We start from the raw sequence: 13,734 nt of genomic DNA, 5'->3' as shown, positions 1-13,734 counted from the left end.
CGGGCCGCAACTGGGCAAGCCAGAAGCCGAGTCGGCGGCCGGAAGCCGAACACAGGGTGTGATCTTCTTCGCGGCCAAACCGACCCGAATGCGACAATCAACCCTGGAAGCGGTACTCCTCGAGCAACCGCCGACCAATGATCATTTTCTGGATCTCGGCGGTACCTTCGCCGATGAGCAGCATCGGGGCCTCGCGGTAGAGGCGCTCGATCTCGTACTCCTTCGAGAACCCGTAACCACCGTGAATGCGGAAGGCATCCTCGACGACCTCCTTGCAATATTCGGAGGCGAGGTACTTCGCCATCCCTGCTTCGAGGTCGTTTCGTTCCCCGGAGTCCTTTTTGCGTGCTGCGTTCACCATCATGGCATGAGCGGCCTCGACCTTGGTAGCCATCTCGGCAAGCTTGAACTGAATCGCCTGGTGCTGGGCGATCTGCTTGCCGAAAGTGTGACGCTGCTGGGCATACTGGACGCCGAGTTCGAAAGCACGCTGCGCGACGCCGCAGCCACGGGCCGCGACGTTCACGCGGCCGACCTCCACGCCGTCCATCATTTGGTAAAACCCTCGGCCGGTGACGCCGCCGAGGACCCGATTGGCCGGAATGCGCAGTCCGTCCATGATGAGTTCGGTGGTGTCGACCCCCTTGTAACCCATCTTCTCGATCTTGCCCGGAATGGTGAGGCCGGGGCGGACCTCTCCGAAGCCGGGCTCCTTCTCGACGAGGAAGGTCGTCATCGACTTGTGCGGGGCGGTGCCCTCGGGGTGGCCTTCGTCACTTCGGACGAGAACCGCGACCAGCGTTGACGTGCCGCCGTTCGTCAGCCACATCTTCTGGCCGTTGAGGACGTACTCGTCGCCGTCCTTGACCGCCTTCGACGTGATCGCCGACACGTCCGAGCCGAGACCCGGCTCCGACATCGAGAACGCGCCGCGCGTCTCGCCGGCCGCCATCCGCGGAAGGAAGTAGTCCTTCTGCTCCTGCGTGCCGTGCTGCTTGAGCATGTACGCCACGATGAAGTGGGTGTTGATGATGCCGGACACCGACATCCAGCCGCGCGCGATCTCCTCCACGCACAGCGCGTAGGTGAGCAGCGACTCACCCAGGCCCCCGTACTCCTCGGGGATCATCAGACCGAAGACGCCGAGCTCCTTCAGCCCGTCCACGATCTGCTGCGGGTACTCGTCGCGGTGCTCCAGCTCCGTGGCGACCGGGATGATCTCCTTGTCGACGAAGTCCCGGACGGTGGAGAGGATCTCCTGCTGGACGTCGGTCAGACCGTGGGTCTGGGCGAGTCGCGCCATGACTACTTCCCCTGTTCCTTCAGCTCGGGGCGGCCGGGCTGCTCGCCGCCGCGCGCGTCGATGTACTCGGCGGTCGGGACCATCACCTTGCGGCGGAAGACGCACACCAGGGTGCCGTCCTGCTTGTAGCCCTTGGTCTCGACGTAGACGATGCCGCGGTCGCTCTTCGACTTCGACGGCGTCTTGTCCAGGACGGTCGTCTCGCCGTAGATGGTGTCGCCGTGGAAGGTCGGCGCCACGTGGCGCAGCGACTCGATCTCCAGGTTGGCGATGGCCTTGCCGGAGACGTCCGGCACGGACATGCCGAGCAGCAGCGAGTAGATGTAGTTGCCGACGACGACGTTCTTCTTGAAGTCCGTCGTGTTCTCCGCGTAGTTCACGTCCATGTGAAGCGGGTGGTGGTTCATCGTCAGCAGACAGAAGAGGTGGTCGTCGTACTCGGTGACCGTCTTCCCGGGCCAGTGCTTGTAGACGGCGCCGATCTCGAACTCTTCGTAGGTGCGGCCGAACTGCATGGTGCTACGCCTCCGGGATCTCGAACTTGGTGGTGCGCTGCATGCCGGCGGCGCGGCCCTTGCCGGAGATGACCAGGGCCATCTTGCGGGAGGCCTCGTCGATCATCTCGTCGCCGAGCATCGCGGAGCCCTTCTTCCCGCCGGCCTCGGACGTGTAGTAGTCGTACGCGTCGAGGATCAGCTCGGCGTGGTCGTAGTCCTCCTGCGAGGGCGAGAAGATCTCGTTCGCGGCGGCGACCTGGTCCGGGTGCAGCACCCACTTGCCGTCGAAGCCGAGGGCGGCGGCGCGCTGCGCGACCGCCTTGTAGCCCTCCTGGTTGCGGATCTGGAGGTACGGGCCGTCGATCGCCTGCAGGTTGTTGGCGCGGGCGGCCATCAGGATGCTCATCAGGATGTGGTGGTACGCGTCCGCCGGGTAGCCGGGCGGCTGCTCGCCGACGACCAGCGACTTCATGTTGATCGAGGCCATGAAGTCGGCCGGGCCGAAGATGATCGTCTCGACGCGCGGCGAGGCCTGCGCGATCGCGTTGACGTTGGTCAGGCCCTGGGCGTTCTCGATCTGAGCCTCGATGCCGATCTTGCCGACCTCGAAGCCCATGGTCTTCTCGATCTGGGTGAGCAGCAGGTCGAGCGCGACGATCTGCTGGGCATCCTGGACCTTCGGCAGCATGATGCAGTCGAGGTTCTGGCCGGCGCCCTCGACGACGGTGACGACGTCACGGTACGTCCAGTGGGTCGTCCAGTCGTTGACGCGGACCACGCGGGTCTTGCCGGTCCAGTCGCCCTCGTTCAGGAACTTCACGATGGTGTGGCGGGCGTCCGGCTTGGCCAGCGGCGCGCACGCGTCCTCCAGGTCCAGGAAGACCTGGTCGGCGGCGAGCCCCTGGGCCTTCTCCAGGAAACGCGGGTTGGAGCCGGGCACCGCGAGGCAGGAGCGGCGGGGGCGCAGCCGGTTCACGGGCGTGCTGCTGGTCATGCGGGGACCTCCGTACTTTCGAGGGGGCTGAGCTGGTTGGCTTTCCGGATCTCGTCGACGATACGACCGATGATCCCGGTGATACCGAAGTCCTTCGGGGTGAAGACGGCGGCCACGCCGGCGGCCTTGAGTTCCTCGGCGTCGGCGTTGGGGATGATGCCGCCCACGACGACCGGGATGTCGGCCGCCCCGGCGTCCTTCAGCCGGTCCAGGACGTCCGGCACGAGCTGGGCGTGGGAGCCGGACAGGATGGACAGGCCGACCGCGTGCACGTCCTCCTCCAGGGCCGCGTCCACGATCTGCTCCGGCGTCAGCCGGATGCCCTGGTAGACCACCTCGAACCCAGCGTCGCGGGCCCGCACGGCGATCTGCTCGGCGCCGTTGGAGTGCCCGTCCAGGCCCGGCTTGCCGACCAGGAAGCGCAGCTTGCCGACGCCCAGGTCCGCCGCGGTGCGGTCCACCTTGCGGCGCACCTCGGCGAGCGGGGAGCCCTCCTCGGCCGGCACGGCCACCGGGGCGGAGGAGACACCGGTCGGGGCGCGGAACTCGCCGAAGACCTCGCGCAGCGCCCCGGCCCACTCGCCGGTGGTGACCCCGGCGCGGGCGCACTCCAGGGTGGCCTCCATGAGGTTGCCGGTGCCCTTCGCGGCCTCCTTCAGGCGCTCCAGGGCCTTGCACGGCCGCGGGTGGTTGAAGGGCGGCTGGTAGCGGGTGTCCCGCCAGGTGCCCAGGGCGCCGACCACGCGGGCCTCGACGGCCGGGTCGACCGTCTGGATCGCGGTGTCCAGGTCGGCGGTGAGCGGGTTGGGCTCGGTGGTCTCGAAGATGTTGACACCGATGATCTTGTCCTCACCGGACTCGATCCGGGCGCGCCGCTCGGCGTGCGAGGAGACCAGCTGCGCCTTGAGGTAGCCGGACTCGACGGCGGCCATCGCGCCGCCCATCTCCTGGATCCGCTCGATCTCGGCCAGGCACTCGTCGACCAGGGCGTCCACCTTGGCCTCGATGACGTGCGAGCCGGCGAAGATGTCCTCGTACTCCAGGAGGTCGGACTCGTGGGCGAGCACCTGCTGGATACGGAGCGACCACTGCTGGTCCCAGGGGCGCGGCAGGCCGAGCGCCTCGTTCCAGGCGGGGAGCTGCACGGCACGCGCGCGTGCGTCCTTCGACAGCGTCACGGCCAGCATCTCCAGGACGATGCGCTGGACGTTGTTCTCCGGCTGGGCCTCGGTCAGACCGAGAGAGTTGACCTGCACGCCGTAGCGGAAGCGGCGCTGCTTGGCGTCCTCGATGCCGTACCGCTCACGGGTGACGGTGTCCCAGATGCGGCCGAAGGCGCGCATCTTGCACATCTCCTCGATGAACCGGACACCGGCGTTCACGAAGAACGAGATCCGGGCGACGACCTCGCCGAACCGCTCCTCGGGGACCTGTCCGGAGTCGCGGACGGCGTCGAGGACGGCGATCGCGGTGGACATGGCGTACGCGATCTCCTGGACCGGTGTGGCGCCGGCCTCCTGCAGGTGGTAGCTGCAGATGTTGATCGGGTTCCACTTCGGGATGTGGTTGACCGTGTACGCGATCATGTCCGTCGTGAGGCGGAGCGAGGGGCCGGGCGGGAAGACGTGCGTCCCGCGCGACAGGTACTCCTTCACGATGTCGTTCTGGGTGGTGCCCTGGAGCTTGGTGATGTCCGCACCCTGCTCCTCGGCCACCACCTGGTAGAGCGCAAGGAGCCACATGGCGGTGGCGTTGATGGTCATCGAGGTGTTCATCTGCTCCAGGGGGATGTCCTGGAACAGCCGCCGCATGTCACCGAGGTGCGAGACGGGCACACCGACCCGGCCGACCTCGCCGCGGGCGAGGACGTGGTCGGGGTCGTAGCCGGTCTGCGTGGGCAGGTCGAACGCGACCGAGAGGCCCGTCTGGCCCTTGGCGAGATTACGCCGGTAGAGCTCGTTCGACGCCTCGGCGGTGGAGTGACCGGCGTAGGTCCGCATGAGCCACGGCCGGTCCTTCTGCCGCTCGCCCTTCTGACGCTCTGTCATCTGTGGTCCCTGGTTCAGAGGTTGCGGAATCAGACGTTACGGAAGCGGTTGATGGCGTCGATGTGCTGGGCGCGCAGCTCGTGGTCGCGCACGCCCAGGCCCTCCTCGGGCGCGAGCGCGAGGACGCCGACCTTGCCCTGGTGCAGGTTGCGGTGCACGTCGTAGGCGGCCTGGCCGGTCTCCTCCAGGGAGTAGACCTTGGAGAGCGTCGGGTGGATCTTGCCCTTGGCGACCAGCCGGTTGGCCTCCCACGCCTCGCGGTAGTTGGCGAAGTGCGAGCCGACGATCTTCTTCAGCGACATCCAGAGGTAGCGGTTGTCGTACTCGTGGTTGTACCCGGAGGTCGAGGCGCAGGTGACGATCGTGCCGCCCTTGCGGGTGACGTAGACGCTGGCGCCGAAGGTCTCGCGGCCCGGGTGCTCGAAGACGATGTCCACGTCCTCGCCGCCGGTCAGCTCGCGGATCTTCGCGCCGAAGCGCTTCCACTCGCGCGGGTCCTGGTTCTGCTCGTCCTTCCAGAACCTGTAGCCCTCGGCGTTGCGGTCGATGACCGCCTCCGCGCCCATGGAACGGCAGATCGCGGCCTTCTCCGGGGAGGAGACGACACAGATCGGGTTGGCGCCGCCGGCCAGCGCGAACTGGGTGGCGTACGAGCCGAGGCCGCCGCTCGCGCCCCAGATCAGCACGTTGTCGCCCTGCTTCATGCCGGCGCCGTTGCGGGAGACCAGCTGGCGGTACGCGGTGGAGTTCACCAGGCCGGGAGCCGCGGCCTCCTCCCAGCTGAGGTGGCCGGGCTTCGGCATCAGCTGGTTGGACTTCACGAGGGCGATCTCCGCCAGGCCGCCGAAGTTGGTCTCGAAGCCCCAGATGCGCTGCTCGGGGTCGAGCATCGTGTCGTTGTGGCCGTCGGAGGACTCCAGTTCGACGCTCAGACAGTGCGCGACGACCTCGTCGCCGGGCTTCCAGGCGTTGACGCCCGGACCGGTGCGCAGCACGACGCCGGAGAGGTCGGAGCCGATGACGTGGTACGGCAGGTCGTGGCGCTTGGTGAGCTCGGAGAGGCGGCCGTAGCGCTCCAGGAAGCCGAAGGTCGACATCGGCTCGAAGATCGAGGACCACACCGAGTTGTAGTTCACGGAGCTGGCCATGACGGCGACCAGCGCCTCGCCCGGGCCGAGCTCGGGGAGCGCCACATCGTCGAGGTGGAGCGACTTGCGCGGGTCCTTGTCGCGGCTGGCGACCCCGGCGAACATCTCCTGCTCGTCCTTGTGGACGGTCACGGCGCGGTACGACTCGGGGAGCTTGATGCTGGCGAAGTCCGCCGACGTGGAGTCGGGCGACTGGATCGCGTCCAGGATGTCCTTCACGGGATGCCTCCGGCGGTGCGGCGTCCTGCGGGGACGCGCTGAGGGTTTCGTCGGGGTTGGTGCTGTGGAGGTGTGCCGTCGGTTCGGCGCTGTGGTGCGGTGGCGGCGCCGTGGTGGGGCGCAGGAGGTGCCTGTGACGCAGGCGTCCGGGCGCACGAGCAGGATCGCTTGTGGGGACAGCCGGCGCACGAGGTGATCTCTGCGCGCCGGCCGCCCGGACACCCTCAACGTATGGCACGCCGTGTCACGTGACAAGGCACTGCGTGCCAACAATTTCACTCAGATGCAATCTGGTGGTCACGGATGAGCGATGATCGATCGAAAATGCCCCTGAACTGGGCGGATACGGCGAGGGCCGCCCCCGGAATCCGGGAGCGGCCCTCGCCGTGAAGTGATGTTCAGCTCTTCTTGAGCGCCTGCTGGATCGTCCGCATGACCTCGTCCAGCGGTGCGTCCGTCCGGGCGACGGCGACCACCACGTCGCCCGTCGTGGAGGCGGTGGCGGCGGCCGGCCGGACCGTCTCGTCCGCGACCCTGGCGCCTTCGGCGGGCACGGTGCCGGGCCGGGCGCCTATGCCGCTGCCGAATGTCTCCCGGACGATCGCGAAGGCGTGGTCGAGCTGCGCCTCCACATCCCCCTGGCCGCCGGCCCGCAGCCAGCGCCGCAGTACGTGGTTGTGAGCCGTGACCACCGCGGACGCGGCCACCTCGGCGAGCAGCGGGTCGTCGTTGCCGTCGTGGTGGTCGCGCTCGTCGAAGTGCCCGAGCAGATAGCGGGTGAAGAGCCGCTCGTAACGGGCCACCGAGGCGATCTCGCGCTCGCGCAGTGTCGGCACCTCACGGGTGAGCCGGTAGCGGGCCACGGAGACCGCGGGCGCGCCCGCGTACATCTTCATGACCTCCTTGATGCCCCGGCACACCGTGTCGAGCGGGTGCTCGTGCGGCGGCGCGGCGTTCAGCACCGCCTCGGCGCGCACCAGGGTGTCGTCGTGGTCGGGGAAGATCGCCTCTTCCTTGGAGCGGAAGTGCCGGAAGAAGGTCCGTCGGGCCACCCCGGCCGCCGCCGCGATCTCGTCGACGGTGGTGGCCTCGTACCCCTTGGTGGCGAACAGCTCCATGGCCGCGCTGGCGAGCTCCCGGCGCATTTTCAGCCGCTGCGCGGCGGCACGGGTCCCCGCCGCGCTCTCCGGGGCGTCGGACGTGGACGTGGCACGGGGTGTCTTCGCGGCCTTGGACATGTCCCGAACGTACTGCATCGGAGCGGCGGTGCGCCCAGGTGGGGGAGGGGAGCCCGGCCCGGCACCGACGGCGCCCGACGGGCTGAGCAGCCCTCCCCATCCCCCGTACGACCCGGAGCCCGGCTCAGCGGCGGGCATATTCGCGGAAGCCACGGCCCGTCTTGCGGCCGAGGCAGCCCGCGGCCACCAGGTGCTCCAGGAGCGGCGCCGGGGCCAGGCCCGGGTCGCGGAACTCGCGGTGCAGCACCTTCTCGATGGCGAGCGAGACGTCCAGGCCGACCACGTCGAGCAGCTCGAACGGACCCATCGGGTAGCCGCCGCCCAGCTTCATCGCGGCGTCGATGTCGTCCAGGGTGGCGTAGTGCTCCTGGACCATCTTGATCGCGTTGTTGAGGTACGGGAAGAGCAGCGCGTTGACGATGAAGCCGGCCCGGTCGCCGCAGTCCACGCCGTGCTTCCTGATCTTCGCCGTGACCTCGCGGACGGTGGCGTGGACGTCGTCGGCGGTCAGCACCGTACGGACGATCTCCACCAGCTTCATGGCGGGCGCCGGGTTGAAGAAGTGCATGCCGATGACGTCCTGCGGGCGGCTCGTCGCCTTCGCGCAGGCGACGACCGGCAGCGAGGAGGTCGTGGTGGCGAGCACCGCGCCCGGCTTGCAGATCTTGTCCAGGCGGGCGAACAGGTCCTGCTTGATCTCCAGGTCCTCGGCGACCGCCTCGACGGCCAGGTCGACCTCGGCGAAGGCGTCGAGCGAGCCGGCCGGGACGATCCGGGCCAGCGTCTCGTCGCGTGCCTCGCCGGTCATCCGGCCCTTGTCCACGGAGCGGCCGAGCGACTTGGCGATCCGGGCCTTGGCGGTGTCCGCCTTCTCCTGCGAGCGGGCGGCCAGGACGACCTGGTAGCCGGCCTTGGCGAAGACCTCGGCGATGCCCGAGGCCATGGTGCCCGAGCCGGCGACGCCGACCGAGCGGACCTCGCGGCCGGCGCCGGCGGACGCGGAGTCCTGCGGGGTGAGCGCGTCGGCGACGACCTCGGCCGAGCCCGGGGCCGCGTAGCTGTAGAAGCCGCGGCCGGACTTGCGGCCGGTCAGACCCGCCTCGCTGAGCTGCTTGAGGATCGGGGCCGGGGCGTGCAGCCGGTCCCGCGAGGAGGAGTACATCGCCTCCAGGACGGTACGGGCGGTGTCGATGCCGATCAGGTCGAGCAGCGCCAGCGGGCCCATCGGCAGACCGCAGCCGAGGCGCATCGCGGCGTCGATGTCCTCGCGGGAGGCGTACTTGGCCTCGTACATCGCGGCGGCCTGGTTCAGGTAGCCGAAGAGCAGCCCGTCGGCGATGAAACCGGGGCGGTCGCCGACCGCGACCGGCTCCTTGCCGAGCTCCTGGGCGAGGCGCGTGACCGCGTCCACGTGCCGCGGGTCGGTGAGCACCGAGGAGACCACCTCGACCAGCTTCATCGCCTGGACCGGGGTGAAGAAGTGCAGGCCGAGCACGCGCTCCGGGTGCGCGGAGTCGGCGGCGAGGCGGGTGACCGAGAGGGCGTTGGTGCCGGTGGCCAGGATCGCCTCGGGACGGACGATGCCGTCCAGGGCGCGGAAGACCTCCTGCTTGGTCTCGTACGACTCCGGCACGACCTCGATGACGAGATCGGCCTCGGCGGCCGCCTGCAGGTCGGAGAAGGTACGGAAGCGGGCGAGGACGTCCTGCCGCTCCTGCTCGGTGATGCGCTCGCGGGCCACCGCGCGGGCGGTGGAGGCCTCCAGGGCGGCGACGGCCTGGGCGGCCGCGGTCTCGTCGATGTCGATGCCGATGACCTCGCGGCCGGCCCGGGCGAGGACATCGGCGATGCCCGTGCCCATGGTGCCGAGACCGACGACGGCGATGGTGGAGAGAGGGGTGTCCATCAGGGGACTCCTGGGAGAAGAGTGACGACTGAAGGCAGCGCGCGAAAAGCGGAAGGCGCGGTGGGCCCAGAGGTCGTGAGAAAGACCGGAGGGCGCGAGAAAGAGCGGACGGACCCTGTCCCGGAGCCACGTCGAAAACTGCCGAACCGAACGAACGAACACAACGGCTGCGTCACCAGGCCGTCGTGCGAAGCGCGGGGGGTGGCCCGCTCACCTGAGATTAACTGCCCGGTAACGAGCGCGCCAGTCCTGAGAAGTTGAGGAAAGTGTGATCTGGGTCGCGGATAGGCTGCGGAATATGAATTTCGCTGCGGACCCCGAATTCTGCTCGATGATCGATCGTTTGCGAGAAGAGATCGAGAATGACGGAGGGGAGGTTCCCGCGGCATTCGAACAACTCGCCGGACCGCTCGGCGCGGAGGAACTGCACGCGGCCCTCACCGCGCCCGGGCAGCCGCTCTGGGCCCGCGAGATCGCGGCGTTCCGGCTCGGCCTGGCCGGCGACCCCCGCGCCTTCGAGGCGCTGGTCCTGCTCCTCAACCACCGCGACCCCGAGCGCTGTGTCTCCGCCGCCCATGCCCTCACCCGCCTCGGCGACCCGCGCACCGCCCGCGCCGCCGCCGCGCTCGCCACCAACGAACTCCGCGTCGCCTACGCCCTGCTGCCGGTCCGGCTGCTCGCCGCGCTGCGCGCCCCGGAGAGCGCGCCCGCCCTCGTCACCGTCCTCCGCCGCCGCCTCGCCCCCGGTGATCCGCACTGGCGCGTCGCCCTCGCCTGCGTCGAGGGGCTCGGGGTCCTCGGTGACCTCGGCGGCCCGGACGCCCGGGAGGTCCTGACCGCCGCGCTGCCGCACCCGAGGCTCGGGGCCGCGGCCCGGGAGGCGTTGCTGCGGCTGTGATGTGCGTCCCGTCACGGAGATGGGCGGGGTCCGTTGTTGACACTTTTTATTACAGTGTCCGGCACCGGTCACTCGTCCCTGTTTCTGTCAAAGCGGAGGCGGAACATGCCCCCTGCGACTCCACCCGCCCTGTCGGCACCGACACGGTCGGTACCCGCGCTGTCGGTCAGCGCCCATCATGTGCGGGCCGCCCTGCTCGGCGCCGAACGGCACGGCATCGCGCCCGCGCCCCTGCTCGCCCGGGCCGGACTGCCCGCCGAACTCCCCGTCCGGGTGCCCGCCCACCGGTTCGGCCGGCTGCTCGGCACGCTCTGGCGACGCCTCGACGACGAACTCATCGGCTTCGGCGAGGCGCCGAGCCGCTTCGGTACCTTCGCCACCATGGCCGACCTGGTCGTGCACGGCAGCCGCGACCTGCGCGAGGCCCTGCACCGCGGCGCGTCCTTCTACCGCCTCTTCCCGGCCGGCCCCCGCTTCCGGCTCGTCGAACCCGCCGCGCCCGAGGGCGAGTCGGGCGATGGACCTGCCGACGAGGCCCGCATCGACTTCGACGTCTCCGGCTACGACGACCCCCTGCGCTTCGGCGCCGAGACCACCGTCGTCGTCACCCAGCGCTTCGCCGGCTGGCTCATCGGCCGCCGACTGGGCCTGCGCCGCGTCGAGTTCGGCTACCCCGCACCCCGGCACGCGCACGAGTACGCCCTGCTCTTCCGTGTCCCCTGTGTCTTCGGCGCCCCGCGCACCGCCGTCGTCTTCGACCGCGCCGATCTCGACGCCCCGGTCCGCCGCGACGCCGCCGCCCTGCGCGCGCTGCTGCGCCGGATCACCCTCGACGTCCTGGTCTGCCGGGACGACGGCACTGCCGTCACCGTGACCACCCGGGTCCGCCGGCTGATCGCCGTCGCGCTCCCGGCCGGGCCCGTGCCGCCGCCCGAGGAGGTCGCCCGCCTGCTGGCGATCAGCCCGCAGACCCTGCGCCGAAGACTGGCCGCCGAGGGCACCTCGTACCAACGCATCCGCGACCAGGTGCGCCGCGACCATGCCATCGCGGAGCTCGCCCATGGCGCGCTCTCCATCGAGGACCTCTCGCGCCGGCTCGGCTTCTCCGAACCCAGCGCCTTCCACCGGGCCTTCCGCCGCTGGACCGGCGCGCCTCCGGGGGCGTACCTGCGGCACGTGCCCTGAGGACGGTGTCCTGCGGGGCCCCGCCGCCGGGGTGCTCGCGCGCGGGCGTCCGTACGGGCGGAGCGTGAGCGGTACGGTCACGGCGGGCCCCGGGCGCCGGGCCTACCGTCCGGGGCATGGAACAGAACTCCCTGCCCGGCGCCGCGCGGCCGCCGGGACCCCGAAGATGAGCGTGCGCCGGGCGGTCCTCGCCGCCCTCGGCGGGCTCGTGCTGCTCTGCCTTCTCGCGGGTGTCGCGGTGACGGCGCTCAGTGTGAGGGTCGAGGGGTCGAGCATGGCGCCGACCCTGCAAGACGGGGACCGGCTGCTGACGGTGCCCGGCTCGGCGGGCGAGGTGCACCGCTTCGACGTCGTCCTGCTGCGCTCGCCCCGGCAGGGCGCGCTCCTGGTCAAACGGGTCGTCGGCGTGCCCGGCGACCGTATCGCCATCGTGTCCACCGCCGAGGACCCCTTCCAGGTGCTCCTTCAGGAACAGGGCCGGGGCCCCGTCCACCGTGTGACGGCGCCTCAGTGGACGGACCAGGCCCTGCGGACCGGGAACTGCTGCACCGCCGACGGCACCCGCTCGGCCCGGCCCGAGCTGCGGACGGTGCCCGCCGGGTCCTTCTTCTACCTGGGTGACAACCCCGATCTCTCCGACGACTCGCGCTCCTACGGCTGGGGCGAGATCGCCCGGGTCGAGGGGCGGGTGGGCCTGCGCGGCGGACTCCTTCCGACCTCGCCGGAGCTCGGTGCGACGCCGGTCCTGGAGGCCGCGGGGCCGGGGCCCTGAAGGTGCCTCAGGCGGTGCTGCCCTCCCCGCCCGTGCCCTCCTCGCCTGTGCTCAGCGCGATCCGCAGGAAGACATCGGCGATCCGGCCGGCCGACTCCTGCGGCGAGCCCGCCGCCTGCACGATGTGGCTGGCGGTCAGACGTACGGCGGTGTCGACCGCGAGATCGCGTGCGACCGGGTCCACGGCGGGCCAGGCCTCGGACACGTACGCGTCGGCCATCGCCGTCGCGGTGGCGAACGCGGCCTGGGAGCGGGTCGTCAGATAGGGGAGCAGCCCGTCGTCCCGGGTGCTCGTGAGCATCGCCCGCACCAGCGGATTGCGCGCGGCCAGGGTGAGGGTGAAGTCCGCGGCGGCGGTCACGGCCGCCCGCAGGTCGTCGCGGTGTGCGTCGAGGGCCGCCTGGATGCCGACCAGGCAGCGCTCCAGCTCGCGCTGGAACAGGGCCTCGCCGACCGCCTCCTTGGACGGGAACTCCGAGTACAGCGTCTGCCGGCTCACGCCCACGGCGCTCGCGATGTGCGCCATGCGCAGCTTCTCGAACCCGCGGTCCGCGACGAGTTCGTACGCGGCGTCCAACAGGCGCTCGCGCAGCAGCGTGCGCACCGTCTCCCTGAACCTGGCCATCGGCCCAGCCTAGTGGAGCCGAATTTTTCGGCCGCTCTGTCCAGACTGTTGACACATCCTTAAATAGTGTCCAATTCTCGAACAAGTGGCCACTCAGTGTCACGGCCGATCGGTCGGATTCGGCGGCCGTGACCCGCATCCCCGCATCCCCACCCGTGCACCGCACGGGACGACGGTTGGAGAAGGCACATGTCCGAACAGATCAGTGAGACCCGCGAACCCCGGGAGGCCAGAGGCGTCACCCGCTGGCGCAGATCCGTGTTCCTGGTGGTGCCGGCCGCCGCGGCCGTCGCCGGAATGGCGACCGCGATGGTGCAGGGCGCTCTCGCCGCGAACCTCTCGCTGACCAGCGTCCCCTTCACCCTCAGCTCCAAGACGGTCGCGGCGCCCTCCGGCATCGGCGCCGTCATGCACACCGTCGACGCCGGCGGGGCCAAGGGCGCCGCCGAGGTCGGCATCGCGCAGGCCGGCCTCGACGGGCTGTGCGTGCACGCCACCCAGTCGGTCAACCTCCCGGTGATCGGCAGCCTCGGCACCTGGTCGCTCAACATCTCCTCGCCGGCCGCCGCCACCCCGCTCACCCCGGACCAGCTCGCCGCGGGCGAGGGTCTCCAGGCGCGCAAGCTCATCCTGGACGCCCAGGCCCTCAAGGCGTCCAAGGCCACGCTCAACGCCTCCGACACCACGCCCAACGTGATCGGCGCCGCCGCCGACGGCGCCGGCATCAAGGGCACCGGCATCAACGACGGCACGCCGGGCCAGTTCGGCCTCGACGCGACCGGCGGCCGCACCACGATCGAGAGCCTGAAGGCCGACGCCAACGGCGCGACCATCGCCGGCGCGATCACCCTGCCCGACCTCGCCATCGGCATCGCCCACGGCGAGACGTCCTGCTGATTCC

Annotated in this window: 12 protein-coding genes; 4 read left to right on the top strand and 8 right to left on the bottom strand. The window is 70.3% G+C overall.

Features of this window, described 5'->3' with window-relative positions:
- Positions 1–97 precede the first annotated feature (97 nt).
- From AB0M18_RS30125 to AB0M18_RS30095, 7 genes are all read right to left on the bottom strand, one after another.
- Positions 98–1,303 (bottom strand): acyl-CoA dehydrogenase family protein, encoded by a 1,206-nt coding sequence (locus AB0M18_RS30125; protein ID WP_265867873.1) that lies wholly within the window; start codon positions 1,301–1,303, stop codon positions 98–100.
- A gap of 2 nt (positions 1,304–1,305) precedes the next feature.
- Entirely contained in the window at positions 1,306–1,818 is a 513-nt protein-coding gene (locus AB0M18_RS30120) for a MaoC family dehydratase (protein WP_128981445.1), read from the bottom strand.
- Positions 1,819–1,822: 4 nt separating this feature from the next.
- Positions 1,823–2,794, bottom strand: a complete 972-nt coding sequence (locus AB0M18_RS30115; RefSeq protein ID WP_365763535.1) for a CoA ester lyase — start codon at positions 2,792–2,794, stop codon at positions 1,823–1,825.
- The gene (locus AB0M18_RS30110; protein ID WP_365763533.1) at positions 2,791–4,842 is read right to left on the bottom strand and encodes a protein meaA; all 2,052 of its coding nucleotides are present in this window, start codon (positions 4,840–4,842) and stop codon (positions 2,791–2,793) included. Before AB0M18_RS30110 ends, AB0M18_RS30115 begins: the two co-directional genes overlap by 4 nt.
- 29 nt (positions 4,843–4,871) lie before the next feature.
- Positions 4,872–6,209 carry a crotonyl-CoA carboxylase/reductase gene (gene ccrA, locus AB0M18_RS30105; protein ID WP_365763531.1) on the bottom strand — a complete coding sequence of 446 codons (1,338 nt, stop codon included), beginning with the start codon at positions 6,207–6,209 and terminating at the stop codon, positions 4,872–4,874.
- Between the two features lie 398 nt (positions 6,210–6,607).
- Entirely contained in the window at positions 6,608–7,447 is an 840-nt protein-coding gene (locus tag AB0M18_RS30100) for a TetR family transcriptional regulator (protein WP_365763529.1), read from the bottom strand.
- Between the two features lie 124 nt (positions 7,448–7,571).
- Positions 7,572–9,353, bottom strand: a complete 1,782-nt coding sequence (locus AB0M18_RS30095) for a 3-hydroxybutyryl-CoA dehydrogenase (protein ID WP_365763527.1) — start codon at positions 9,351–9,353, stop codon at positions 7,572–7,574.
- 298 nt (positions 9,354–9,651) lie between these two features.
- Here AB0M18_RS30095 and AB0M18_RS30090 point away from each other — a divergent pair, with 298 nt between their 5' ends.
- From AB0M18_RS30090 to lepB, 3 genes are all read left to right on the top strand, one after another.
- Positions 9,652–10,251, top strand: a complete 600-nt coding sequence (locus tag AB0M18_RS30090; RefSeq protein WP_365763525.1) for an adenylosuccinate lyase — start codon at positions 9,652–9,654, stop codon at positions 10,249–10,251.
- A gap of 105 nt (positions 10,252–10,356) precedes the next feature.
- On the top strand, positions 10,357–11,436 hold the full coding sequence (locus AB0M18_RS30085) for an AraC family transcriptional regulator (RefSeq protein WP_365763523.1): 1,080 nt from the start codon (positions 10,357–10,359) through the stop codon (positions 11,434–11,436).
- A gap of 166 nt (positions 11,437–11,602) precedes the next feature.
- Positions 11,603–12,208: a signal peptidase I gene (gene lepB / locus AB0M18_RS30080; RefSeq protein ID WP_365763521.1), complete on the top strand. Its 606-nt coding sequence runs from the start codon at positions 11,603–11,605 to the stop codon at positions 12,206–12,208.
- Between the two features lie 7 nt (positions 12,209–12,215).
- Here lepB and AB0M18_RS30075 read toward each other — a convergent pair whose 3' ends face one another.
- Complete coding sequence (locus tag AB0M18_RS30075; protein ID WP_365763519.1) at positions 12,216–12,833, bottom strand: TetR family transcriptional regulator; 618 nt, start codon at positions 12,831–12,833, stop codon at positions 12,216–12,218.
- A 189-nt stretch (positions 12,834–13,022) separates the two neighbouring features.
- Between AB0M18_RS30075 and AB0M18_RS30070 the strand changes: the two genes are divergently transcribed.
- Entirely contained in the window at positions 13,023–13,730 is a 708-nt protein-coding gene (locus AB0M18_RS30070; RefSeq protein ID WP_365763517.1) for a DUF6230 family protein, read from the top strand.
- The last annotated feature ends 4 nt before the right edge of the window (positions 13,731–13,734 follow it).

It is taken from the genome of Streptomyces sp. NPDC051909, from assembly GCF_040681095.1.
In the GTDB taxonomy this organism is placed as follows: domain Bacteria; phylum Actinomycetota; class Actinomycetes; order Streptomycetales; family Streptomycetaceae; genus Streptomyces.
The sequence above is the reverse complement of the archived record's forward strand: the minus strand, read 5'-3'. Positions and strand labels throughout refer to the sequence as shown.